The sequence below is a fragment of the Pseudomonas synxantha BG33R genome, from assembly GCF_000263715.2.
GTDB classification, from domain to species: Bacteria; Pseudomonadota; Gammaproteobacteria; order Pseudomonadales; family Pseudomonadaceae; genus Aquipseudomonas; species Aquipseudomonas synxantha_A.
Map to the genome: position 1 here is coordinate 1,216,545 of NZ_CM001514.1, position 24,387 is coordinate 1,240,931.

Annotated in this window: 21 protein-coding genes; 11 read left to right on the forward strand and 10 right to left on the reverse strand. The window is 60.8% G+C overall.

Going from position 1 to position 24,387, the window contains the following annotated elements; all coding sequences use genetic code 11:
- Positions 1-32 precede the first annotated feature (32 nt).
- The 3 genes from fecA to PSEBG33_RS21615 all read right to left on the reverse strand — a co-directional run bounded on the left by fecA (position 33) and on the right by PSEBG33_RS21615 (position 3,886).
- Complete coding sequence (gene fecA / locus PSEBG33_RS21625; RefSeq protein WP_005785116.1) at positions 33-2,369, reverse strand: TonB-dependent Fe(3+) dicitrate receptor FecA; 2,337 nt, start codon at positions 2,367-2,369, stop codon at positions 33-35.
- A gap of 90 nt (positions 2,370-2,459) precedes the next feature.
- The gene (locus tag PSEBG33_RS21620) at positions 2,460-3,401 is read right to left on the reverse strand and encodes a FecR domain-containing protein (RefSeq protein ID WP_005785117.1); all 942 of its coding nucleotides are present in this window, start codon (positions 3,399-3,401) and stop codon (positions 2,460-2,462) included.
- A complete protein-coding gene (locus PSEBG33_RS21615) occupies positions 3,398-3,886 on the reverse strand; it encodes a sigma-70 family RNA polymerase sigma factor (RefSeq protein WP_005785119.1) in 489 nt (162 codons plus the stop codon). The genes PSEBG33_RS21620 and PSEBG33_RS21615 overlap by 4 nt, the downstream gene beginning before the upstream one ends.
- 170 nt (positions 3,887-4,056) lie before the next feature.
- Here PSEBG33_RS21615 and PSEBG33_RS21610 point away from each other — a divergent pair, with 170 nt between their 5' ends.
- The 6 genes from PSEBG33_RS21610 (at position 4,057) to PSEBG33_RS21585 (ending at position 10,207) form a co-directional block, all read left to right on the forward strand.
- On the forward strand, positions 4,057-4,359 hold the full coding sequence (locus PSEBG33_RS21610; RefSeq protein WP_005785121.1) for a DUF3649 domain-containing protein: 303 nt from the start codon (positions 4,057-4,059) through the stop codon (positions 4,357-4,359).
- Positions 4,356-5,930, forward strand: a complete 1,575-nt coding sequence (locus tag PSEBG33_RS21605; protein ID WP_005785123.1) for a PepSY-associated TM helix domain-containing protein — start codon at positions 4,356-4,358, stop codon at positions 5,928-5,930. Before PSEBG33_RS21610 ends, PSEBG33_RS21605 begins: the two co-directional genes overlap by 4 nt.
- Positions 5,930-6,256: a DUF3325 domain-containing protein gene (locus tag PSEBG33_RS21600; RefSeq protein ID WP_005785124.1), complete on the forward strand. Its 327-nt coding sequence runs from the start codon at positions 5,930-5,932 to the stop codon at positions 6,254-6,256. The genes PSEBG33_RS21605 and PSEBG33_RS21600 overlap by 1 nt, the downstream gene beginning before the upstream one ends.
- A gap of 7 nt (positions 6,257-6,263) precedes the next feature.
- A complete protein-coding gene (locus PSEBG33_RS21595) occupies positions 6,264-6,842 on the forward strand; it encodes an RNA polymerase sigma factor (RefSeq protein WP_005785126.1) in 579 nt (192 codons plus the stop codon).
- The gene (locus tag PSEBG33_RS21590) at positions 6,839-7,816 is read left to right on the forward strand and encodes a FecR family protein (RefSeq protein WP_005785127.1); all 978 of its coding nucleotides are present in this window, start codon (positions 6,839-6,841) and stop codon (positions 7,814-7,816) included. The genes PSEBG33_RS21595 and PSEBG33_RS21590 overlap by 4 nt, the downstream gene beginning before the upstream one ends.
- 150 nt (positions 7,817-7,966) lie before the next feature.
- Complete coding sequence (locus PSEBG33_RS21585) at positions 7,967-10,207, forward strand: TonB-dependent receptor family protein (protein ID WP_005785128.1); 2,241 nt, start codon at positions 7,967-7,969, stop codon at positions 10,205-10,207.
- A 90-nt stretch (positions 10,208-10,297) separates the two neighbouring features.
- Here PSEBG33_RS21585 and PSEBG33_RS21580 read toward each other — a convergent pair whose 3' ends face one another.
- Together PSEBG33_RS21580 and yejK are read right to left on the reverse strand one after the other, a co-directional pair.
- Positions 10,298-10,648 carry a glutaredoxin family protein gene (locus PSEBG33_RS21580; RefSeq protein ID WP_005785130.1) on the reverse strand — a complete coding sequence of 117 codons (351 nt, stop codon included), beginning with the start codon at positions 10,646-10,648 and terminating at the stop codon, positions 10,298-10,300.
- Positions 10,648-11,652: a nucleoid-associated protein YejK gene (gene yejK, locus PSEBG33_RS21575; RefSeq protein WP_003171997.1), complete on the reverse strand. Its 1,005-nt coding sequence runs from the start codon at positions 11,650-11,652 to the stop codon at positions 10,648-10,650. Before yejK ends, PSEBG33_RS21580 begins: the two co-directional genes overlap by 1 nt.
- Positions 11,653-12,049: 397 nt before the next feature.
- On the opposite strand from yejK, the gene PSEBG33_RS21570 reads away from it, so the two are divergent.
- A complete protein-coding gene (locus PSEBG33_RS21570) occupies positions 12,050-12,331 on the forward strand; it encodes an HU family DNA-binding protein (RefSeq protein ID WP_005785131.1) in 282 nt (93 codons plus the stop codon).
- Positions 12,332-12,409: 78 nt separating this feature from the next.
- Here PSEBG33_RS21570 and rlmF read toward each other — a convergent pair whose 3' ends face one another.
- The 5 genes from rlmF to PSEBG33_RS21545 all read right to left on the reverse strand — a co-directional run bounded on the left by rlmF (position 12,410) and on the right by PSEBG33_RS21545 (position 18,980).
- Positions 12,410-13,429 (reverse strand): 23S rRNA (adenine(1618)-N(6))-methyltransferase RlmF, encoded by a 1,020-nt coding sequence (gene rlmF, locus PSEBG33_RS21565; protein WP_005785132.1) that lies wholly within the window; start codon positions 13,427-13,429, stop codon positions 12,410-12,412.
- A gap of 138 nt (positions 13,430-13,567) precedes the next feature.
- Positions 13,568-16,414, reverse strand: a complete 2,847-nt coding sequence (locus tag PSEBG33_RS21560) for a valine--tRNA ligase (protein WP_005785134.1) — start codon at positions 16,412-16,414, stop codon at positions 13,568-13,570.
- Positions 16,415-16,626: 212 nt separating this feature from the next.
- A complete protein-coding gene (locus PSEBG33_RS21555) occupies positions 16,627-17,001 on the reverse strand; it encodes a hypothetical protein (protein ID WP_005785135.1) in 375 nt (124 codons plus the stop codon).
- Between the two features lie 8 nt (positions 17,002-17,009).
- Positions 17,010-17,438: a DNA polymerase III subunit chi gene (locus PSEBG33_RS21550; protein ID WP_005785137.1), complete on the reverse strand. Its 429-nt coding sequence runs from the start codon at positions 17,436-17,438 to the stop codon at positions 17,010-17,012.
- Positions 17,439-17,489: 51 nt separating this feature from the next.
- Positions 17,490-18,980 (reverse strand): leucyl aminopeptidase, encoded by a 1,491-nt coding sequence (locus PSEBG33_RS21545; protein WP_005785138.1) that lies wholly within the window; start codon positions 18,978-18,980, stop codon positions 17,490-17,492.
- Positions 18,981-19,264: 284 nt separating this feature from the next.
- On the opposite strand from PSEBG33_RS21545, the gene lptF reads away from it, so the two are divergent.
- From lptF to lepB, 4 genes are all read left to right on the forward strand, one after another.
- Entirely contained in the window at positions 19,265-20,383 is a 1,119-nt protein-coding gene (gene lptF, locus PSEBG33_RS21540; RefSeq protein ID WP_005785139.1) for an LPS export ABC transporter permease LptF, read from the forward strand.
- Positions 20,376-21,455, forward strand: a complete 1,080-nt coding sequence (gene lptG / locus PSEBG33_RS21535) for an LPS export ABC transporter permease LptG (RefSeq protein ID WP_005785141.1) — start codon at positions 20,376-20,378, stop codon at positions 21,453-21,455. Before lptF ends, lptG begins: the two co-directional genes overlap by 8 nt.
- A 151-nt stretch (positions 21,456-21,606) precedes the next feature.
- A complete protein-coding gene (gene lepA / locus PSEBG33_RS21530) occupies positions 21,607-23,406 on the forward strand; it encodes a translation elongation factor 4 (RefSeq protein ID WP_005785142.1) in 1,800 nt (599 codons plus the stop codon).
- A gap of 5 nt (positions 23,407-23,411) precedes the next feature.
- Entirely contained in the window at positions 23,412-24,266 is an 855-nt protein-coding gene (gene lepB / locus PSEBG33_RS21525; RefSeq protein WP_005785144.1) for a signal peptidase I, read from the forward strand.
- Positions 24,267-24,387: the final 121 nt, after the last annotated feature.

Genomic DNA, 24,387 nt, shown 5'->3' on the forward strand with positions numbered 1-24,387 from the left:
CAGTAGGTTCTGTGTTGTTCTGCAGATTTGGGTCAGAACGCGATAGAGGTTTGCACATACACCGTGCGCGGCTCACCCACGTACTTGCCTTTGTTGTTGTCGTCAAACGAGCGGGTGTAGTACTGCTTGTTGAAGATGTTCTTCACCCCCACCGCCACATTCAAATCCGACAATTGCGGGCCGAAGTCATAGGCCGCGCGGCTGCTGAACAGCATGTAGCCGGGGATGCGTCCATTGGCACCGTCGGCGCTTTCGGCCTGGGTGTTGGCATTGTCGGCGAATTGGCTGCTCTGGTAGCTGCTGTCCACATTCAGCTTCCACGGGCCTTCGGTGTAACCCACGCCGAGGGTGCCTTTGTGCTTGGACGAGAAGGGCACGCGGTTGCCTTTGTTCGGGCCGTCTTCACGAATGGTCGCGTCGACATAGGCATAAGTGGCATACACATCGAAACCCGCCAGCGCCGGGCTCAGGCCGTCGAGCGCATAGTTGATGCTCGACTCGATGCCCTGGTGACGGGTTTCACCGCGGGCGATCACCGTGTCGTTGGTCTGGTTGCTGTCGTACTGGTTGTCGAAGTTGATCAGGAACGCGCCGATTTCGGCGCGCAGGCTGCCATTGTCGTAGCGCGTGCCGAGTTCCCAGGTGCGGGCTTTTTCCGGTTTTACTTCGCCGCTGTTCACGCGGTTGGGCATCTGGCTGTACTGCACGCTGCCGAACGAGCCCTCGGTGTTGGCGTAGAGGTTCCAGTCGTCAGTGAGGTGATAGAGCACGTTCAGCGCCGGCAGCGCGGTGTTGTAGTCGCCCTTGTATTTGACGTTGCTCAGATTGTTGGTTTGCTCAGACTTGATCATCTCGTAGCGCACGCCCGGGGTGATGGTCCACTTGCCGATATCAATGCGGTCGTCGATAAAGAACGCGTTGGCTTCAGTGCCGCCACGGGTGTCGCGGTCGTTGCGACTGTTGGTGGTGGGGATTTGCTGGTTGGCGGCAATCGGCGTGCGGTAGCGCAACTCGTGACCGGCTTCATTGATATAGCGGTAGCCGACACCCACTTCATGGCTGGTCGGGCCAAGGTCGAAGCCCTGGGCGAAGCGGGTTTCCAGGCCGCGTACCCAGTATTCGCGTGGCGACAGCGACAGGAAGCTGCCCTGGTCCAGGTAACCGCTGCGCAGGGTCTTGGTGAAGAAACTGTTGACCGTGAATTCGCGGCGGTCTTGCTCGTAGCGATAGCCGACGTTGAACATCGTACGGCGGCCCCAGAATTTATCGTAGGGGCGGGTGGACTGATACGGGTCGGCCTTGTAGTCCTTGACGTTCAAGCCTCCGGGCATGTCGGCCTGGCCTTCGTAGTACTGCGCCATGGCGTTGAAGCTGTTGGCGTCGTCCAGTTGGTATTTGCCCTTGAGGATCAGGTCGTCGATGCGCGTGTTGCTGTTTTCGCGCCAGTCGCCGCCGCGGGTGCCGGAGTACAGGATCGCGCCGCCCAGGCCATTGTCGGCAGTGCCGCCGGCGAGCAGGTTGCCGGTGGTCTTGAAACCGTCGTGGCTGGAAGACGGGCTGGTTTCGGTCTGCAAGCCGCCTTTGACCGTGGGCGCATCCGGGATAGCGCGGGTCACGAAGTTGACGATGCCGCCGACGTTTTGCGGGCCATAACGCACCGCACCGCCGCCACGGACCACGTCTACCGCGTCCATGTTGCCCATGCTGATCGGTGCAAAGGACAACTGCGGCTGGCCATAGGGCGCGAAGGGCACCGGGATGCCATCCATCAGCACCGTGGAGCGCGATGCCAGGCGCGGATTGAGCCCGCGAATGCCGAAGTTCAGCGCCATGTCATGGCTGCCAGTGCCGTTGTTTTCCGGGGCGTTGACGCCGGGAATGCGGTTGAGCACGTCGCGAGCTTGGGTTGCACCTTGGCGTTCGAACTCTTCGCGGCGGATCACATCACGGGCGCCGGGGTGTTCGAACACGTTGGTTTGCGCCGCGTCACCGAGCCAGTCGCCGACCACGTTGGAGGTTTGCAGTTCGAGGGTGGCGGGGGCGCCAACCGGTTGCAGGCTGAAGGCGTTGTCGCCCTCGGCCCGGGCTTGCAGGCCGGTGCCCTCCAGCAGTTTGCTCAGGCCCTCGGCCGCGCTGTAATTGCCCGACAGGCCGTGGCTTTGCATACCAGCCGTCACATCAGAACCGAACGACACCAGCACACCGGCTTGGCGACCAAATTGGTTCAGGGCCGCTTCCAGGGTGGTCGGCGCGATGTGGTACGCCTTGGCGTCGGCGGCCATCACCGCAGGCAGCACGGTCAGGCTGAGGCTGGCGCCCAGTAGGAGTTGGCGCAAGGTGCGGGCAAGAAGCGTCGGTTGCTGGGGCATGAAGGTGGTCCTGAGAAGGAAGGATCAAGGTGGCTTTCCTTCTCTGTCACGCCAGGTGCGGAAAACAGCTCACACAAATGCAAAATAAATTCAGGCCCGGGCCTGCACAGTCACCCAATAGCGGGTGAAGCGCCGAACTTTCACCGGCAGGCTGATTTCCAGCAGGTCCAGAATGCGTTCGCTGTTATCTAGCGGGTAGCTGCCGGACAGCAAAAGGTTTGCCACTTGCGGGTCACAATTGAGCTGGCCGCGACGATAGCGCCCCAGTTCATTCAAGAAGTCTTCAAGGCGCATGTGTGCAGCCACCAACATACCGTCGGCCCAGGCGCCGCAGTTGGCGTCGGTGGCGCGTGGGGTGTCCCAGCCCTTGCGGGTGAAATTGACCTGGCGTGCGGCATCGACGCTCAGCGGCAAGCCGCTGTAGTTGTTGGGCATCACCTCGACCTGGCCGGCCAGCACCGCCAATTGGGTGAGGTCGTTGAACTGGCGCACATTCAGGCGCGCCGCCTGGCTGCTGAGCAGGCCCTGGCCGGTCAGCACGCGCAACGGCGTATCACCGGCACGGGAGGTGAGCAGGATTTCCCCTTCGAGCAGGCGTACCAGGCGCTGCCGACCGTCGAAATGCACATCCACCGCGCTGCCGGTGTTGAGCTGCAACTGGCTGCCGTCGGCCAATTGCACCGTACGGCGCTGGCCAACCGGGCTGCGATAGTCGGCGCTCAGCGGCGGCAGAATATGTTGCTGACGCAGGCTCCAGGCCGCTGCCGAGCCAGCGCCCAGGATCAGCAGCAACTTCAGCGCCTGGCGTCGGCTGCTGGAGCGCGGTGCATTCAAGGCTGCATGGGCCAGGGGCGAGGGCATCCCGCGCAAGCGCTGATTGACCTGTTGAATCTGCTCCCACGCACGCTGGTGCTCGCTGTGGGCGTTCAGCCATTGTTGCCAGGCCGCTTGCTGGCGAGGGGTGAGCGCGCCTTGCTGCATTTCCAGCAGCCAGTGCACGGCTTGTTCGGCGACTTGGCTGGACACGTTCATAGGGCGAAGTAGCAGCGCATGGCGGCTTTGGTCAGGTGGCGTTTGACCGTGGCGATGGAAATGCCCAGTTCTGCGCTGATTTGCGCGTAGGTCAGGCCGTCGAGCTGGGCCAGCAGGAACGCGCGTTTAACCAGCCGGGGCAGGCCGTCGAGCAGTTGGTCCAGCTCCAGTAGGGTTTGCAGAATGATTGCGCGGTCTTCTTCCGATGGCGCCACCTGCTCGGGCATTTGCGCCAAGGCATCGAGGTAGGCGCGCTCCAGGTCCTGGCGGCGATAGAAGTTGCACAGCACGCGCTTGGCCACGGTGGTGAGGAAGGCGCGGGGCTCGATCAGTGTCGGGGTATCCCGTGCGCTGAGCACGCGAATAAAGGTGTCCTGGGCCAGGTCGGCCGCATTTTCCGGGCAGCCGAGCTTGCGTCGCAACCAGCCGGTGAGCCAGTGGTGATGGTCGTTATACAAAACTTCGACGGTGTTGGACGGCTGCAACGCGATCACTCCACAAGCATTGACACGCTTTAGAGAACAAGAATTGTTCGCATTGTAGGGCGGGTAACGAGCTTCGGCAATCGGCCAGGGCAGGCGATTCATCCGTTCTCTTTTGCTTATGAGAATATTTATCATTAATATTGCGCGTTGATGAACTTGGCGCCTGCCGCATGAAAAGCAAAACCGCATTGCCCATTTCCTATCGCCTCGCCGTCACCTCGCGCGTGCTGGCGGCTGTGATCGGTGGTTACTTGATGGCCTCCTTGGCCGCCATCTGCCTGGCGCTCTGGTTGCCCAGTTCCCGCGCCGATGCGGTGGTCACCGGCATGATGAGTTCGTTCGTGTTCTACCTGCTGGCGGTGCTCTGGTGTTTCGCTTGCCGCACGGCCTGGCGCGCCTGGGCCGGGGTGATGGTGCCAAGTGCGCTATTTGCCACGTTGGCCGGCGTTGGTTTCTGGGTGGCGCGCACATGAAAGAGGGCTTTCGCCAGGCCATGGCCTGGCTGCATACCTGGGCCGGATTGATCTTCGGCTGGCTGCTGTTTGCGATTTTCCTGACCGGCACCCTGGCCTATTTCAAAGACGAAATTACCCATTGGATGCAGCCCGAAGTGCAGGCCCATCCCCTGGACGACGGGCGTAGCCTTGCCGTAGCCCAGAATTACCTGCAACAACAGGCGCCCACGGCCGCACGCTGGTTCATTACCTTGCCTACCCATCGTGATCCCGGCCTGTCCGTGATGTGGCAAGACAAGGTCGAGCCCGGCAAGCGCGGCACCTTCGTCCAGAAAACCCTCGACCCGGTCAGCGGCCAACCCGTGCAGGCCCGCGACAGCAAGGGCGGCGAGTTCTTCTATCGGTTCCACTTCCAGCTGCAAATGCCTTACCCGTGGGGCCGCTGGCTGTCGACCATCGCCGCCATGGTGATGTTGGTCGCGCTGATCACCGGCATCATCACCCACAAGAAAATCTTCAAGGACTTCTTCACTTTCCGCCCGCGCAAAGGCCAGCGCTCCTGGCTCGACGGGCACAACGCGGTGGGCGTGCTGGTGCTGCCGTTTCACCTGATGATCACCTACAGCAGCCTGGTGATTTTCATGAACATGGTCATGCCCGCGCCCATCATGGCGTCCTATGGCGACGACAGCCGGGCGTTCTTCGATGAGTTGTTCCCCGCTACCAACAATGCGCCGGCCCTCGGCCAGCCCGGTCAGTTGCTGCCGTTACTGCCGATGTACCAGCAGGCGCGCGAGCAGTGGGCGGGCGGCCATGTGGGGCGGCTGGCGGTCAATAACCCTGGTGATGTCAACGCCTCAGTGAATGTGTTTCGCGCTGGCTCCGACAGCGTGGTGCACGCCTTTGGCAATACCCTGTCGTTCAACGGCACCACTGGCGAGCTGTTGCGGGCCAGTGGCGAGCCGTCTTTGCCTGCGGTGATTGGTGGTAGTTTCTATGGTTTGCACATGGGCCATTTTGCCGGTCCCGTGCTGCGTTGGTTGTACTTTATCTGCGGCCTGGCGGGCACGGCGATGATCGGCACGGGGCTGGTGATCTGGCTCGGCAAGCGCCAGCTCAAGCATGCCAAAACTTCGGTGATGCCGTTTGAACTGCGGTTGGTAGAAGTGTTGAACATTGCCAGCATGTCCGGGCTGATGATCGCCATCGCTGCGTTTTTCTGGGCCAACCGACTGTTGCCGGTGAGTTTCGCCGAGCGTTCCGGCTGGGAAGTACAAGCCTTCTTTACCGCCTGGGGCCTGAGCCTGCTGCACGCCATGTTGCGTCGCGGTCGCCAGGGTTGGGTCGAGCAACTGAGCTTCGGCGCGTTGCTGTTTGCGGCGGTCCCACTGCTTAACGCCAGCACCACCTCGCAGCATTTGGGCGTTTCGTTGGTCAATGGCGACTGGGCCATGGCCGGCTTCGACCTGACCTGCCTGGCCAGTGGCGCGTTTCTCGCCTGGGCGGCCTGGAAGATGCACCATCGCACGGCGCCGCAACCCAAGGCCGAACGTGCACGTGGCCTGACGCTCAAGCAGGAGGCCAGCTGATGCTGCTCGCGCTGCTGATGTGCTACGCCGGGTTTACTGCGCTGTGCCTGTCCACTGACCGTCACCACGGCGAGCTGCTGCACAGCAAACCCACGCCCACTCGGCGTTTGGGGCTGCGCGTGGGCGGTTGGTTGCTGCTGATTGTCGCGATCTGGCCCGCGGTGCTTGCCGCCGGCTGGAGCCAGGGCCTGGTGCAGTGGTGCGCGGTGTTGATGCTCAGCGCCTTGCTGCTGGTGTTGCTGCTGCCTTATCGCCCAAGGCTGGCCTTGATCCTGGCGGGCCTGAGCCTGCTGGCCAGCCCTGTTGCGGCATTCGCCCTGTCCTGAGCCTGCCATGATGATCAGTCCACCGCCGGAACCCCAGGACAGCCCGCACACCGATGCGGCCGGTGGGCGAGCGCATTTCCTGCAGGTATTTTTGTCCCAGCGTTCGCAGATGGAGGCCCTGGTCAGCCGCCGCGTCGGTTGCCGCGCCACCGCGGCCGACCTGGTGCAGGATTTGTTCCTGCGTTTCTGGCGCCGCCCCCTGGTGCAGGTCGAAGAGCTCAGTACCTACCTGCTGCGCTGCGCGGGCAATATCGCCATCGATCATTTGCGCACTGAAGGCGCCCGAGTGCGCAGCAATGAAGGCTGGTTGCCGGAGCAGCAAGACAACCAGAGGTGCGAGTTCCAGGCGGCGCTGGAGGCCGGCAATGATCTGCGCCATGTCGAAGCCGCCTTGCGCAGCTTGCCCGAGCGCACCCGGCAGATTTTCCTGCTCAACCGCATCCACGGTCGCAAATATGCAGAGATCGCCAAGGCCATGGGGCTGTCCCAAAGTGCCGTGGAAAAACATATGATGCGCGCCCTCGAAGCCTGCAAGGCCAGCCTTCGCGAACCACCGCCTCCACGCACGCCAGGGAAAGCACCGTGAACGTTACGCCCACACCCGCCCAGGAACAGGCTGCGCTGGCCTGGCTGAGCCTGTTGCATGACCAGCCCAGCAGCGGCGACCAGGCTACTTTCAGCCGCTGGCTGCGCGCTGATCCCGCGCATGTCGAGGCCTACGCCCAGGCCCAGGTGCTGTGGGAGTTGAGCGAAGTGCCGGCACGTCAGCTGGCTGATGAGGATGCGCTGGCCTTGCAGGGCTACCTCAACAAGATCAACACCTCCAAGCGTTCACGTGGGGTGCGTTGGTCCGGCGCCCTGGCGATGGCCGCAAGCCTGCTGCTGATGGTGGCGATGGGCGCCGGTTGGCAGCCGTCGCGCTGGGTCGATGAGTTAGGTGCCGATTACGTGACGGCGGCGGGGGAGGTGAAGACCTTTACCCTGGCAGATCAATCCCAGGTCACCCTCGACGCCGACAGCGCCATTGCCGTGGATTTCAGCCATGGCGCGCGGCATATCCAACTGCGTCGCGGTGCGGGATTTTTCAGTGTGACCCACACGGGTCAGCCCTTCGTGGTGGAGGCGGGCGGTGGTGAGGCGCGGGTGCTGGGCACCCAGTTTGAAGTGCGCCTGCAACCTGCCGGGGCAGAGGTCACCGTGTTATCCGGACGGGTTGGCGTGACGCCATCCAGACAGGGCCTGCAACAGGTGCTGGCCGCAGGTCAGCAAGTGGCCTATGCCGACGGCGTAGCCGACACCCTGCACGCTGTCGACAGCCAGTCACGCCTGGCCTGGCGTGACGGCTGGCTCAATTACTACAAGGCGCCGCTGGCGGATGTGGTCAAGGACCTGAGCCGTTATTACCCGGGCCGCATCGTGTTGCTTAACGATGAGATGGGCGCCAGGCGCGTCAGCGGCAGCTTTCCAAGCAAGGATCCGCAGGCGGTGTTGAATGCGCTGCAAGCGGTGCTCGGCTTTGAACAACACTCGCTGCTGGGGCGCATGATCGTGTTGCGCTAGGGCGCGCTTCACCAAACCTTCATCGCAATCGCCAAAACCTGTCACCAAACGGTTACACGTGCCGTGGATCATCCCTGGGTTCCTGAGCAAGTGGTCAGGAAGAGCACCTCTGCCCCATACAACACAACAATGTCAGTAAGGGATCTACACGTGAACTACAACTCTCTTTATGCCCTGCTTCTGGCATCGGGCCTGGGCGGCTTTGCACCGCTGGTTATGGCTGATGACACCCAGGACGTAGGTTCGGTGAACGTTGCCGGCAAGCAGACCCTGGGCAACGGCCACATGATTCGCGAAGAAAGTGCCAAGGCGCGCTCGACGGTGACCAAGGAGGCCATGGACGAAATGTCGGCCACCGCCAACGCCATCGACAAGCTCAAATACACGCCGGGCATCAACGTTTCCAGCGATGACGCCAGCGGCACCAGCGGCACCAACTTCACTATGCGCGGCATGAGTTCGGACCAGGTCGGGGTGTCGGTGGACGGCGTGCCGATCAACGATTCTGGCAACTACAGCGTGTATTCCAACCAGCTGGGAGACCCGGAAAACCTTGCCGAAGTGTTCGCCACCCAGGGCTCCTCCGAGGCCGACGGCCCGCACATCGGTTCCAGCGGCGGCAACATCGGCATGATTACGATGCGGCCAACCAAGGAGGCGGGGGTTTTTGCCAAGCAGACCTTGGGTACCAATAACCTGCGCAAAACCTTCGTGCGGGCAAATACCGGTGATTTCGGTGGCCTCAAGACCTGGGTCTCGGCATCGCACCTGGAAGGTGACAAGTGGCGCGGCAAGGGCACCCTGCGCAGCGATAAAATCGAGTGGAGCAGCCTGTTCGAAGGTGACAACGGCAATTCCACACTGGCCACGGTCAAGTACAACAAACAGGAAAACTACAACTACAACAGCCTGAGCAAATCACAGTTTGACACGGAGGGGCGGCGCAAGGACTACGCCGAAAGCCCGGTGTACAAGGCAGGTCTGTTGTCTGCGTCCTACAAGCTCAACCGCAACCCCTTCGAAAGCGTAAACGCCACGCTGACCCAGCGCTGGCAATTGCAAGACAACCTGTCGCTGACAGTCACGCCGTACTACTACTGGTCCAACGGCGGCAGCTTCAGCGGCCAGACCGCCTCCAACCTGGGGCCAAAGTCTGACAAGGCCGGCAACTACGACCTGAGTAACCTGCAATCGGCCAACTATTACCGCCCTTCATGGACCGAGACCTGGCGCCCGGGCGTCACGGCCAAAATGAAGTGGGACATCAACGAAGCGCACAGTCTGGACTACGGCTACTGGTATGAACGCGCACGCCAGCGCCAGACCCAGCCATTTATCGGGATCAACGGCGAGGGCGCACCCGATGATGTGTGGGGCGATTACAACAGCGGCGGGCAGGTGGTCGACAAGAATGGCGCCACTGTACAAGGCCGCCACTATTACACCGTCACCCCGGCGCAGAAACTCTGGGTACAGGACAACTGGCAAGCCACGCCGGACCTGAGTTTTGTCGCGGGCCTGGCCTATCAATACGTCGAGCGCGACGGCAACAATCTCGGCAGCCTCTACGACAAAGCGGAAAAACGTAACACCCGTTACCATCAGTTCCTGCCCAACTTCAGCGCCAAGTACCAGGTCGACGAAAGCAACCAGGCGTTCTACAACGTCACTCGCAATATGCGCACGCCTCCCAACTACGTGCTGTACAACAAGGGCGACTCCGTCAGCCTCAAGTCCGAATTGAGCTGGAACCAGGAACTGGGCTGGCGCTACACCGAAGACGACATGGCGCTGAGTGCGACCTTGTTCTATATCAGTTTCAAGGATCGCCAGGTGTCGACCACCGACGCCAGCGGTGACTACATGGTGCTTAACGTCGGCAGCGTCGATAACAAGGGCCTGGAGCTGGAGTGGAGTGGCTTGTTGCCGCACAACTTCAACTACTACGCCTCGTACACCTACACCCAGTCCGAGCAGAAGGACGACCTGCTCAGTAAGAATGTGCTGCTGCCAACGTCGGGCAAGCAACTGGCCAACGTGCCGGAAAACATGTTCAACCTGGTGTTCGGGTACGACGACTCGCGGTTTTACGGCAACGTCGCGGGCAAGTATGTCGGCAGCTTCTATGGTGATTTGACCAACAAGGAGAAGATCGAAGGCCGTACGGTGTTTGACCTCAATGCCGGTATTTACTTACCGGTGGACAAGAGGGTCATCAAGTCGGCGACCCTGCGCCTGTCGATGCTCAACGTCTTCGACAAGGAATACTTGAGTTCGGCGCGTACCGTGGCGTTCAACTCGGCGCCGGTCAACGGGTTGGGGGCGAGTACGGCGTATTACAACGTGGGCGAGGAGCGTACAGCGATGGTGTCGCTGGAAGCCAACTTCTAAGACCACCACAAACCAAATGTGGGAGGGGCGGTGCGACGATTCGACTTGCTCCCTCCCACATTTAGTTCTGCTGTGCTTTTGAGACGGGGGTTACTTCAGGGCCGCCATGATCGCATCCGGGTTGTAGTCGCGGATCAATGTGCCATTGACGTCCACAAATGGAATCCCACCCCCACCCAGCGCTTCATACGCCTTGCGCGCCTGGGTATCCTTCTCGATATCGACGGCCTGGTACGGGATACCCTTCTGGTCCAGAAAACGCCGGATCTGCTTGCAGTACCCGCACCACTCGGTCGCATAGAGCACCACCCGCGCAGAGGCGCGTACCTGCTCCGACACCACCTGGGACGGGTTGAACACCCGCTCGATCTTGCCCCAGTTCTGGATCACGACCACCACCAGCAACACCAGCAGGACTTTCTTTAAAACCCCGCCCAGCATCAGTTACGGCGCTTGAGCTGATCGGTCAGTTGGGTTGGCAGGCCCTTGATGATCAAGGTGCCGGCGGCTTCGTCGTATTCGATCTTGTCGCCCAGCAGGTGCGCTTCAAAGCTGATGGACAAGCCCTCGGCGCGCCCGGTGAAGCGGCGGAACTGGTTGAGGGTGCGTTTGTCGGCCGGAATCTCCGGCGACAGGCCGTAATCCTTGTTGCGGATATGGTCGTAGAACGCTTTTGGCCGATCTTCATCGATCAGGCCGGAGAGTTCTTCCAGGCCCATGGGTTCGCCGAGCTTGGCCTGGCTGCTGGCGTAGTCCACCAGAGTCTTGGTCTTTTCGCGGGCGGATTCGTCAGGCAGGTCTTCGCTTTCAACGAAGTCACTGAACGCCTTGAGCAGGGTGCGGGTTTCGCCCGGGCCGTCGACGCCTTCCTGGCAACCGATAAAGTCGCGGAAGTACTCCGAGACCTTCTTGCCGTTCTTGCCCTTGATAAAGGAGATGTATTGCTTGGACTGCTTGTTGTTCTGCCACTCGGAGACGTTGATGCGCGCCGCCAGGTGCAACTGGCCCAGGTCCAGGTGGCGCGAGGGCGTCACGTCCAGCTCGTCGGTGACTGCCACGCCTTCGCTGTGGTGCAGCAGGGCGATGGCCAGGTAGTCGGTCATGCCTTGTTGGTAATGGGCAAACAGCACATGGCCGCCGGTGGAGAGGTTGGACTCCTCCATCAGCTTCTGCAGGTGTTCCACCGCCGTGCGGCTGAAGGTGGTGAAGTCCTGGCCACCGTCAAAGTATTCCTTCAACCAGCCGCTGAACGGATGCGCGCCGGACTCGGCATGGAAGAAACCCCAGGCCTTGCCTTGTTTGGCGTTGTAGCTCTCGTTGAGGTCGGCAAGCATGTTCTCGATGGCGGCCGACTCGGACAGTTCGGAGTCGCGGGCATGGAGCACTGCGGGGGTGCCGTCGGGTTTTTTGTCGATCAGGTGGACGATGCAATGACGGATCGGCATAGGCTTCTCGGCTGGTTGAAGGGGGAGGGGGCGGCCTCCCCGAAAAGTCGCCCAGTGTACCGCACCCATTGGCCGTGACGTGCCCCGAAGGGCATTTTGGATGCCCTCCGACTGCCCATATGCCTTTTTTTCACGGTTTAGAGCGATAAAGCTGACCAAATGGGTATGTTGAGGCGGATATTTCCCCGTCTCTGTGCTAGTTTTGCCCCGTCTTACGCCAAGTCTCGGCGTTAAGCGTGCATTCAGCATTTGTCAGGTCGAACCAATCCCCGTTTCAAGCATCTATAACCCCGATCTCCGTGGTTATAGCCGGGGATGCCAGGCCATGACGGTCGGGCTCGACGGCTGACACTGCACTCTGCAATCCATATGAATTTGATAGGGAAGGAACACCACAATGGCTTTGACTAAAGACCAACTGATCGCTGATATCGCTGAAGCTATCGACGCGCCAAAAACCACCGCGCGCGCTGCTCTGGACCAACTGGGCCAGATCGTTGCTGATCAGCTGGAAAATGGCGGCGAAATCACTCTGCCAGGCATTGGCAAGCTGAAAGTAACCGAGCGTCCTGCCCGTACTGGCCGTAACCCTTCGACTGGCGCTGCCATCGAAATCGCTGCCAAGAAAGTTATCAAGCTGGTTGTGGCTAAAGGCCTGACCGACGCTGTTAACAAGTAAGACGCAGTAAAAAAAACCGTGCTCCGGAGTGATCCGGGCACGGTTTTTTGTTGCCTGCGGTTTTATTGTGATGAAAGGTTAATCGCGCACCCAGCGCTGGCGCCAGATCTGCTGTTCGTTCTTGGTCTGGAAGGTCCAGGCCACAAACCGGCTTTGCTTCTGCCCCTGAGACATCTCTACCACCTGGCTTTCCAGCACGCCGGCTTTTTTCAGCGCGGTTTCGATCGCAGGCAAGTTGGACGCTTTTGACACCAGGGTGCTGAACCACAACACCTTGTGGGCAAAATGCGCGCTCTCGGCGATCAACTGCGTCACAAAGCGTGCTTCGCCGCCTTCACACCACAGTTCAGCCGATTGGCCGCCAAAGTTGAGTACCGGCAACTTGCGTTTCGGATCCGCCTTGCCCAGGGCACGCCACTTGCGCTCGCTGCCCTTGGTGGCTTCATCCATGGACGCATGGAACGGCGGGTTGCACATGGTCAGGTCAAAGCGCTCACCGGGTTCCAGCAAACCCAGCAGGATCTGCTTGGGGTTGGGCTGCTGGCGCAGCTGGATAACCTTGCTCAGGTCGTTGGACTGCACGATGGCCTTGGCGGCGCTCACGGCGATAGGGTCGACCTCCGAGCCCAGGAAGTTCCAGCGGTACTCCATGTAGCCAATCAGCGGGTAGACGCAGTTGGCGCCCATGCCGATATCCAGCACCTTGACGATCGAGCCACGCGGGATCTTGCCGTCGTTGACGCTGGCCAGCAGGTCGGCGAGAAAATGCACATAGTCGGCACGCCCCGGTACCGGCGGGCACAGGTAATCGGCCGGGATGTCCCAATGCTGGATGCCATAGAACGACTTGAGCAACGCCCGGTTGAACACCCGCACCGCGTCCGGGCTGGCGAAGTCAATGCTTTCCTTGCCATAGGGGTTGATGATCACGAATTTCGCCAGTTCTGGCGTGGTCTTGATCAGCGCCGGGAAGTCGTAACGGCCCGTGTGGCGGTTGCGCGGGTGCAAGGTGGCCTCTTTGCGCGGTACCACGGGCTTGGCCGGGGTAGCGGATTTAGGCTTCTTGCGCGAAGGTTTAGGCGTAGTGGGGGCGGTCATGATGATTCTGGTGTTGGCTCAAAGTGGCGGCCATTGTCACACATCCTGAGCTCAACCCGGTCAAATGTGGGAGGGGGCTTGCTCCCACAGAAGCAAAAAAAGAGACCCGAAGGTCTCTTTTTTTACGCGACTCAAGCCTTACAGGCTGGAAATCCGCGCATGTTGCTCGGCCAGTTTGCCCAAAGCCTGTTCAGCTTCGGCCAACTTGGCGCGTTCTTTCTCGATCACCTCCGCCGGCGCCTTGTCGACGAATGCCGCGTTGGACAGCTTACCGCCCACGCGTTGCACTTCGCCTTGCAGGCGTGCGATTTCCTTGTCGAGACGGGCCAGTTCGGCGCCCTTGTCGATCAGGCCGGCCATCGGTACCAGCACTTCCATGTCGCCCACCAATGCAGTGGCGGACAGCGGCGCTTCGGCATCGGCAGCCAATACGGTGATCGACTCCAGCTTGGCCAGCTTCTTGAGCAACGCGTCGTTCTCGCTGAGGCGACGCTGATCTTCGGCACTGGCGTTCTTCACGAACACGGCCAACGGTTTGCCCGGTCCGATGTTCATCTCGGCGCGGATGTTGCGAGTGCCGAGCATCAGGGTCTTGAGCCATTCGATATCGCTTTCGGCGGCCTCATCGATGCGCGCTTCATTGGCCACCGGCCAAGGTTGCAGCATGATGGTCTTGCCTTCGATACCGGCCAGCGGCGCCAGGCGCTGCCAGATCTCTTCGGTGATGAACGGCATGAACGGATGCGCCAGGCGCAATGCCACTTCCAGTACGCGCACCAGGGTGCGGCGAGTACCGCGCTGGCGTTCGACCGGGGCGTTTTCGTCCCACAATACCGGCTTGGACAGTTCCAGGTACCAGTCGCAGTATTGGTTCCAGATGAACTCGTACAGCGCCTGTGCAGCCAGGTCGAAACGGAACTGGTCGAGCTGGCGGGTCACTTCGGCTTCGGTGCGCTGCAACTGCGAGATGATCCAGCGATCAGCCAGGCTCAACTCATAGGCTTCGCCGTTCTGGCCGCAGTCTTCGCCTTTATCCAGCACATAGCGCGCGGCGTTCCAGATCTTGTTGCAGAAGTTGCGATAGCCTTCGACGCGGCCCATGTCGAACTTGATGTCGCGACCGGTAGAGGCCAGCGAGCAGAAGGTGAAGCGCAGGGCGTCGGTGCCGTAGCTGGCGATGCCGTCGGCGAATTCGTCGCGGGTCTGCTTCTCGATCTTTTTCGCCAGTTTTGGCTGCATCAGGCCCGAGGTGCGTTTCTGCACCAGGGTTTCCAGGTCGATGCCGTCGATGATGTCCAGCGGGTCCAGGACGTTGCCCTTGGACTTGGACATCTTCTGGCCCTGGCCGTCGCGTACCAGGCCGTGTACGTACACGGTCTTGAACGGTACCTGCGGGGTGCCGTCTTCGTTTTTCACCAAATGCATGGTGAGCATGATCATCCGGGCAACCCAGAAGAAAATGATATCGAAGCCGGTGACCAGCACGTCGGTGGAGTGGAATTTCTTCAGGAATTCGGTCTGCTGCGGCCAACCCAGGGTGGAGAACGTCCACAGGCCCGAGCTGAACCAGGTGTCGAGTACGTCGTTGTCCTGTTGCAGCGCGATGTCGGCGCCGAGGTTGTGCTTGGCACGCACTTCGGCTTCGTCGCGGCCTACATAGACCTTGCCCGACTCGTCATACCAGGCCGGAATACGATGGCCCCACCACAGCTGACGGCTGATGCACCAATCCTGGATGTCGCGCATCCACGAGAAGTACATGTTTTCGTACTGTTTAGGCACGAACTGGATGCGGCCATCTTCCACGGCGGCGATGGCAGGCTCTGCCAGCGGCTTGGTGGACACATACCACTGGTCGGTCAGCCACGGCTCGATCACGGTGCCGGAGCGATCGCCCTTCGGCACTTTCAGGCCGTGGTCGTCGACGCTGACCAGCAAGCCGGCGGCGTCGAAGGCGGCAACGATCTGCTTGCGCGCTTCAAAACGGTCCAGACCTGCATATTCGGCGGGAATCTTGCCGTCGATGCTGTCGTTCAGCGAGCCGTCCAGGTTGAATACCTGGCAGGCCGGCAATACGGCGGCATTCTTGTCGAAGATGTTCAGCAGCGGCAGGTTGTGACGTTTGCCGACTTCATAGTCGTTGAAATCGTGGGCCGGGGTGATTTTCACGCAGCCGGTGCCGAATTCAGGATCGCAGTAATCGTCCGCAATGATCGGGATGCGGCGGCCAACCAGTGGCAGTTCGACGAACTTGCCGATCAGCGCCTGGTAGCGCTCGTCGTTCGGGTTAACGGCTACGGCGGCGTCGCCCAGCATGGTTTCCGGACGAGTGGTGGCGACGATCAGGTAGTCGTTGCCTTCAGCAGTCTTGGCGCCATCGGCCAGCGGGTACTTGAGGTTCCACAGGAAACCTTTCTCGTCGTGGTTTTCCACTTCGAGGTCGGAAATGGCCGTGTGCAACTTGGTGTCCCAGTTGACCAGGCGCTTGCCGCGGTAGATCAGGCCGTCTTCGTGCAGGCGCACGAAGGCTTCCTTCACGGCTTCCGACAGGCCGTCGTCCATGGTGAAGCGCTCGCGGCTCCAATCCACGGAGGAGCCCAGGCGACGGATCTGACGGCTGATATTGCCGCCGGACTGATCTTTCCATTCCCAGACTTTCTCCAGGAATTTCTCGCGGCCCAGGTCGTGACGGTTCTGGCCGGTGGCTTCCAGTTGGCGTTCCACCAGCATCTGCGTGGCGATACCGGCGTGGTCGGTGCCCGGCTGCCACAGGGTGTCGCGACCCTGCATACGGCGGAAACGGATCAACGCATCCATGATCGCATTGTTGAAGCCATGGCCCATGTGCAGGCTGCCAGTGACGTTCGGTGGCGGGATCATGATGGTGTACGAGTCGCCCGCACCTTGTGGGGCGAAATAGTTCTCGGACTCCCAGGTGTTGTACCAGGAAGTTTCGATAGCGTGGGGCTGGTAGGTCTTATCCATGCGCGGCGGGACCCTAGTTGGCATTTATTCAGGAAAGCCGGCAAGTATAACGGGGGAGGACGAGGAGGGCGAGTTGAAGACGGACTTAAGGCTGATGCAAAACTAATGTGGGAGGGGGCTTGCTCCCGATTGCTGAGTGTCAGCCACCGAATCATCGGCTGATACAACGCTATCGGGAGCAAGCCCCCTCCCACAGGAAATATCAGTGTCGTTTAGGACTGGTACTGGCTGAGCAACCGCTCCATCCGCGCATCCATCCGACGCTTGATCTCGGCTTCAATATGCGGCGCAAAGTCGTCGATCACATCCTGCATGATCAATTGCGCGGCAGCGCGCAGTTCATTGTCCAGGTGCAGGAGCAGGGCATCGGGGGCTTTTTCTGCGGCGGGAGCGGGTTCTGCAACCACAGGTTCCGGCGCGGCAGGCTTGCCGCTGACCATGTCGAACAGCAGCGGGATCTGTACCTCGCCGTCGGCCGTTTCGGTCAGCAGCGGCGGTTGCAGGTTGTCATCACCCAGCAACTGACGGATCGACTCCAGGTCGTCCAGCAGGTGGTCGTCTTTTTTCAGCGGGTTGGGAGTGTCCATCGTGTGCTCTAAAGTCGTTGTAACCGGTGATCCTGCAGAGAATAGCCCTGTTCGCGATAGAAACGGAAACTCTCCCGCGCGGCCTGACGAATAGCTGGGTCTTCCACCACCACTTCCGCCACGCGGGCGAAGGCCTTGGCAAAGGCCGGTACTTTCAGGTCCAGGTTGACCAGCAGGTCATGGTGATCGCCGCAACTGTCGCCCACACCCAGGACTACCAGGCTTTCAGGTTCGGATTCGGCGGGGCCGTGGGGCACGAAGCTTTCGCCCTTGAAGCGCCACAGGCGGGCATCCAGCTCATCGCGTTGGGCGGCATCGCTGCAATGCAGGTAGATGCGGTGGCCCATGCGCCAGGCTTTTTCGGTGAGCTTGCAGGCAAAGTCCAGGCGCGCGAGGGGATCGGCGCTGGGCAATATATAGAAGTCGACTTGGGTCATTGCGGTTCCTAAGGCCGGGGCGGCGGGATGGTCGCCCCGGCATCTTCAGTTTCAGGCCTTGGCGCGATCCAGCAGGTATTGGGTCAACAGTGGCACCGGACGGCCGGTTGCGCCCTTGTCCTTGCCGCCGCTGGTCCAGGCGGTGCCGGCGATGTCCAGGTGGGCCCAGTTGAAGTTCTTGGCAAAGCGCGACAGGAAGCAGGCCGCCGTGATGGTGCCGGCTTTCGGGCCACCGATGTTGGCGATGTCGGCGAACGGGCTGTCCAGTTGTTCCTGGTACTCATCGAACAGCGGCAGTTGCCAGGCGCGGTCGTCGGCAGCCTTGCCGGCGCTGAGTAGTTGCTCGATCAGTTCGTCGTTGTTGCCCAGCAGGCCCGAAGTGTGGGAGCCCAAGGCAACGATGCACGCGCCGGTCAGGGTGGCAATGTCGATCACGGCCTGGGGCTTGAAGCGCTCGGCGTAGGTCAGGGCGTCGCACAGCACCAGGCGGCCTTCGGCGTCGGTGTTGAGGATTTCCACGGTCTGGCCGCTCATGGTCGTGACGATATCGCCCGGGCGGGCCGCGCCGCCGCTCGGCATGTTCTCGGCACAGGCCAGGATGCACACCAGGTTGATCGGCAGCTTGAGTTCCAGCACGGCACGCAGGGTACCAAACACGCTGGCCGCGCCGCCCATGTCGTATTTCATCTCATCCATGCCCGCGCCCGGCTTGAGGCTGATGCCGCCGGTGTCGAAGGTGATGCCTTTACCCACCAGGGCGTAAGGCTTCTCGGATTTCTTGCCGCCGTTGTATTGCATCACGATCAGGCGTGGCGGCTGGTCGCTGCCCTGGCCTACGGCATAGAACGAGCCCATGCCCAGGTCCTTGATCTTCTTTTCATCCAGCACTTCAACCTTCAAGCCCTTGAACTCTTTGCCCAATGCCTTGGCCTGTTCGCCCAGGAATGTCGGGTGGCAGATGTTCGGCGGCAGGTTGCCCAGGTCGCGGGTGAACGACATGCCGTTGGCGATGGCCTGGGCGTGGGTCACGGCGCGCTGAACTTCAGCCTGGGCAGCCTTGATGGTCAGCAGGGTGATTTTCTTCAGGGCGCGGGGTTCGGCCTTCTGGCTCTTGAACTGGTCGAAAACATAGCCGCCGTCCAGCAGCGACTCGGCTAGCAGGCGGGTCTTGCCGTAGCTGTCACGGCCCTTGATCACGATTTCGTCGAGTGCCAGTGCCGCATCGCTGCCGCCCAGGCCCTTGAGGGTGGTAAGGATGCCGCTGATGATCTTGCGCAATGGACGGTCGCCCAGTTCGGCGTCCTTGCCCACGCCCACCAGTAATACGCGCTCGGCCTTGAGGTTGGGCAGGCTCTGCAGCAGCAGGCTCTGGCCGACTTTGCCGGCCAGGTCGCCGCGCTTGAGGATCGCGCTGATCGCGCCGCCGCTCAGTTCGTCCAGTTGCTTGGCGGCGACGCCGAGTGTGCGGCCTTCGCCGACAGCGACCACGAGGGTGGCGGTTTTCAACGTTTCGGGGCTAACGCTTTTTACAACCAATTCCATGTTCGGGTCCCTTATCAAGGTCTGTGAGCCTGGAGTTTGTACTCAGGCTTGAAGCTCGGCAGCTTGGTAAACCGCCAGCGGACAAAGGCCGCAGTTTGAACCTCGCCGGCGGAGCCTGACAACCCTTGGCGCACGCTTTGTGCGTGCGCATGAGTAAGCTCCGTGACAGGCGCGGTCAATCACAGGATAATGCGCCATCTTTTTAGCCGATCCGTGATAAACGGGTCGTCTCGGTATGCTTGCTTGTTTGGCCGCCTTAGCCTGACAACCCTGGAGTGTCTGGTTTGATCGTCTTCCGTTATCTGTCCCGCGAAGTCCTGTTGACCCTGAGTGCCGTGAGTGCGGTGTTGCTGGTCATCATCATGAGTGGTCGTTTCGTCAAGTTCCTGGCTCAAGCCGCCGCAGGCGCCCTGGATCCGGGGTCGTTGTTCTTGATCATGGGCTACCGGATGCCCGGGATGCTGCAGCTGATCCTGCCCCTTGGCCTGTTTCTCGGCATATTGCTGGCCTATGGCCGCTTGTACCTTGAGAGTGAAATGACTGTGCTGTCGGCCACCGGCATGAGCCAGCAACGTTTGCTGGCCATGACCATGGTGCCGGCCGCCGGCGTTGCCCTGGTGGTGGCCTGGTTGAGTATGAGCCTGGCGCCCCAGGGCGCCATGCAGTTCCAGCTGCTGTTGAACAAGCAGGATGCGATGACCGAGTTCGATACCCTCGAGCCCGGGCGCTTCCAGGCGCTCAGCGACGGCACGCGGGTGACTTATACCGAAACCATGACCGATGACCGCTCCAACCTCGGCGGCGTGTTCATTTCCCAGAAAAACCTTGGCCAGAACCAGAAGGACCGTGGCATTTCCATTCTGGTGGCCGACAGCGGCCGCCAGGAAGTACGCCCCGACGGCAACCGCTACCTGATCCTGGAAAATGGCTACCGCTACGACGGCAGCCCTGGTCTGGCGGACTATCGGGCGATCAAGTACGACACTTATGGTGTCATGCTGCCCAAGCCTGAGATCAGCGGCGAGGTCACCGACCGCGACGCACTGCCGACTGCATCGCTGTTCGGCAGCCAGGAACTGCGCTCCATTGCCGAGCTGCAATGGCGTTTGTCCTTGCCGCTGCTGGTGTTTATCGTAACCTTGATGGCCGTGCCGCTGTCGCGCGTCAACCCGCGCCAGGGGCGTTTCCTCAAACTGCTGCCGGCGATCCTGCTGTACATGGCCTACCTGACCATCCTGATTTCCGCCCGTGGCTCCCTCGAGAAAGGCAAGTTGCCGCCAGCCCTTGGCCTGTGGTGGGTGCACGGGGTTTTCCTGTTGATCGGCCTGGGGCTGCTCTATTGGGAACCTATCCGTTTGAAAATGAAGAGCCGTCGTGGCCTGAAGGAGTTGGCCCGTGGCTAAGCTTGATCGCTACATTGGCAGCAGCGTACTGATCGCCATCCTCGCGGTACTGGGCATCATTCTTGGCCTGGCCTTGCTGTTCGCCTTCATTGATGAAGTGGGCAACGTCACCGACACCTACACGGTCACGGATGTACTGAGCTACGTGGCACTGACTGCGCCGCGCCGTCTCTACGACATGATGCCGATGGCGGCGCTGATCGGTTGCCTGATCGGCCTGGGCACCCTGGCCAGCAACAGCGAGCTGACCATCATGCGCGCCGCTGGCGTTTCCATTGGTCGTATCGTCTGGGCGGTGATGAAGCCGATGCTGCTGCTGATGGCGTGCAGCGTGCTGATCGGTGAATACGTCGCGCCCCCGGCCGAAGCCACTGCCCAGGCCAATCGCGCCCTGGCCCAGGGGTCGGGCGATGCGCAAAGCGCCAAGCACGGCCTGTGGCACCGCCAGGGTGATGAGTTCATCCACATCAACGCCGTGCAGCCAGGCGGCCTGTTGATCGGTGTCACGCGCTATACCTTCGATAAAGAGCGGCACATGCTGTCCTCCAGCTTCGCCAAGCGCGCGCAATACAATGCCGAGCAATGGCAGCTGAGCGACGTCACCACCACCTACTTCCGCAATGTGGGCCAGGGCACCAAGGCCAGCACCGAAGTGGTCAATGCACCGACCGAGCAGTGGGATATCGCCCTGAAGCCGGAACTGCTCAACACCGTGGTGATGGTCCCCGAAGCGCTGCCGATCTCGGGGTTGTGGAGCTACATCCATTACCTCAAGGAGCAGGGCCTGAACAACGGCCGCTACTGGCTGGCGTTCTGGGTGAAAGTCTTGCAACCGGTGGTAACCGCCGCGTTGGTGTTGATGGCGATCTCCTTCATCTTCGGGCCGTTGCGCTCCGTAACCCTGGGCCAGCGGGTATTTACCGGCGTGCTGGTGGGCTTTACCTTCCGCATCGCCCAGGATCTGCTCGGGCCGTCGAGCCTGGTGTTCGGTTTCTCGCCGCTGTTTGCGGTGCTGGTGCCGACGGCCATCTGCGCCGTGGCCGGGTTCTGGCTGCTGCGTCGGGCCGGTTGAAGCTGCGCTTATGCACAAAAAATGCCCCGCTCTCGTGAGTGGGGCATTTTTGTTCTGGTCAGCAAAGATGACGTCTGGCCTGAGCATCAGGTACAATTCCCGGCTATTTTTCAGCGGGCAATCTGCCTGCAGCCTTTTTGAGTGTTGATCCGTGAGTGATTTGAGTCATATCCGCAATTTCTCCATCATCGCCCACATTGACCATGGCAAGTCGACGCTGGCCGATCGATTCATCCAGATGTGCGGCGGCCTTGCCGAGCGTGAAATGGAAGCCCAGGTACTGGACTCCATGGACCTCGAACGCGAACGCGGGATCACCATCAAGGCCCACAGCGTTACTCTGTATTACAAGGCCAAAGACGGCATCACCTACCAGCTGAACTTCATTGACACCCCGGGCCACGTCGACTTCACCTATGAAGTCAGCCGTTCGCTTGCGGCCTGCGAAGGTGCCTTGCTGGTGGTCGACGCCGGCCAGGGCGTCGAGGCGCAGTCGGTTGCCAACTGCTACACCGCGATCGAGCAGGGCCTGGAAGTCATGCCCGTGCTCAACAAGATCGACCTGCCCCAGGCCGAGCCTGAGCGCGTCAAGGAAGAGATCGAGAAGATCATCGGCATCGACGCCACCGACGCCGTCACCTGCAGCGCCAAGACCGGCCTGGGTGTCGACGAAGTACTCGAACGCCTGGTTCACACCATTCCCGCGCCGACCGGCAACTACGAAGATCCGCTGCAAGCGTTGATCATCGACTCCTGGTTCGACAACTACCTGGGCGTTGTCTCCCTGGTCCGCGTGCGCCATGGCCGTGTGAAGAAGGGCGACAAGATCCTGGTCAAGTCCACCGGCAAGATCCACCTGGTGGACAGCGTCGGTGTATTCAACCCCAAGCACACCGCCACCGCTGATCTGAAAGCCGGTGAAGTAGGCTTCATCATCGCCGGTATCAAGGACATCCACGGTGCACCGGTGGGTGACACCCTGACCCTGAGCTCCACGCCCGACGTCGACGTACTGCCCGGCTTCAAGCGTATCCAGCCACAGGTCTACGCCGGCCTGTTCCCGGTCAGCTCCGACGACTTCGAGGATTTCCGCGAAGCCCTGCAAAAGCTGACCCTCAACGACTCGTCGTTGCAGTACACCCCGGAAAGCTCCGACGCCCTGGGCTTCGGCTTCCGCTGCGGGTTCCTGGGCATGCTGCACATGGAAATCATCCAGGAGCGTCTTGAGCGCGAGTACGACCTGGACCTGATCACCACGGCGCCGACCGTTATTTTCGAGCTGTTGCTCAAAACCGGTGAAACGATTTACGTCGACAACCCGTCCAAGCTTCCGGATCTGTCGGCCATCGAAGACATGCGTGAGCCAATCGTGCGGGCCAATATCCTGGTCCCGCAGGAGCACCTGGGCAACGTCATCACCCTGTGTATCGAGAAGCGGGGCGTACAGCGCGACATGCTGTTCCTCGGTACCCAGGTGCAAGTGACCTACGATATGCCGATGAACGAAGTGGTCCTGGACTTCTTCGACCGTCTCAAATCCACCAGTCGCGGCTATGCTTCGCTGGATTACCATTTCGATCGTTACCAATCGGCTAATCTGGTGAAACTGGATGTGCTGATCAACGGCGACAAGGTAGATGCCCTGGCGCTGATCGTGCACAAGGACAACGCGCACTACAAAGGTCGCCAACTGACCGAGAAGATGAAAGAACTGATTCCGCGCCAGATGTTCGACGTTGCGATCCAGGCCGCCATTGGCGGGCAGATCATTGCACGGACTTCCGTCAAGGCTCTCAGAAAGAACGTACTGGCCAAATGCTACGGCGGTGACGTAAGCCGTAAGCGCAAGCTGCTTGAGAAGCAAAAGGCCGGTAAAAAACGCATGAAGCAAGTAGGTAACGTGGAAGTTCCACAAGAAGCCTTCCTTGCGGTGCTCAGGTTGGATAGTTAGGTCCTATGTCACTAAATTTCCCGCTGTTGCTGGTTATCGCCGTCGCCGTTTGCGGCCTCCTGGCGTTGCTCGATCTGGTGTTCTTCGCCCCGCGTCGGCGGTCGGCCATTGCTTCCTATCAGGGCAGTGTCAGCCAGCCCGATGCGGTGGTGGTCGAGAAGCTGAACAAAGAGCCCTTGCTGGTTGAATACGGCAAGTCGTTCTTCCCGGTGTTGTTCATCGTGCTGGTGCTGCGTTCGTTCCTGGTGGAGCCGTTCCAGATCCCTTCTGGGTCGATGAAGCCGACCCTGGACGTGGGCGACTTTATCCTGGTGAACAAGTTTTCCTACGGGATCCGCTTGCCGGTGATCGACAAGAAAGTCATCGAGATCGGTGACCCGCAGCGCGGCGATGTGATGGTATTCCGCTACCCGAGCGACCCTAACGTCAACTACATCAAGCGTGTAGTCGGCCTGCCGGGCGACGTGGTGCGCTACACCAGCGACAAGCGCCTGTTCATCAACGGTGAATCGGTGGCCGAGAAGCTGCTGGGCGCCGAGCCGAACACCCTGGGCAGCGCCGAGCTGTACCAGGAAAAACTCGGTGCGGTAGAGCACGAGATCCGCAAGGAAATGAGCCGCTACCGCGCAATGCCTGATGGCCAGTGGAAAGTACCCGCCGGGCACTACTTCATGATGGGCGACAACCGCGACAACTCCAATGACAGCCGTTACTGGGATGACCCCAATATTCCCAAGGACCTGCTGGGCATGGTGCCCGACGAGAACATCGTCGGCAAAGCCTTCGCGGTCTGGATGAGTTGGCCGGAGCCCAAGCTCAGCCACCTGCCGAACTTCTCGCGGGTCGGGCTGATCAAGTAATACAGGCGGCGCTGTGAACACAGCGCCGAATGCTTTTCTGGGGTTTGGACAATTAATCGTCCGGCCCCATGCAGCACCAACCAGGATGTGAATTTGAACACTGCGTCAATCGTCGATGGCC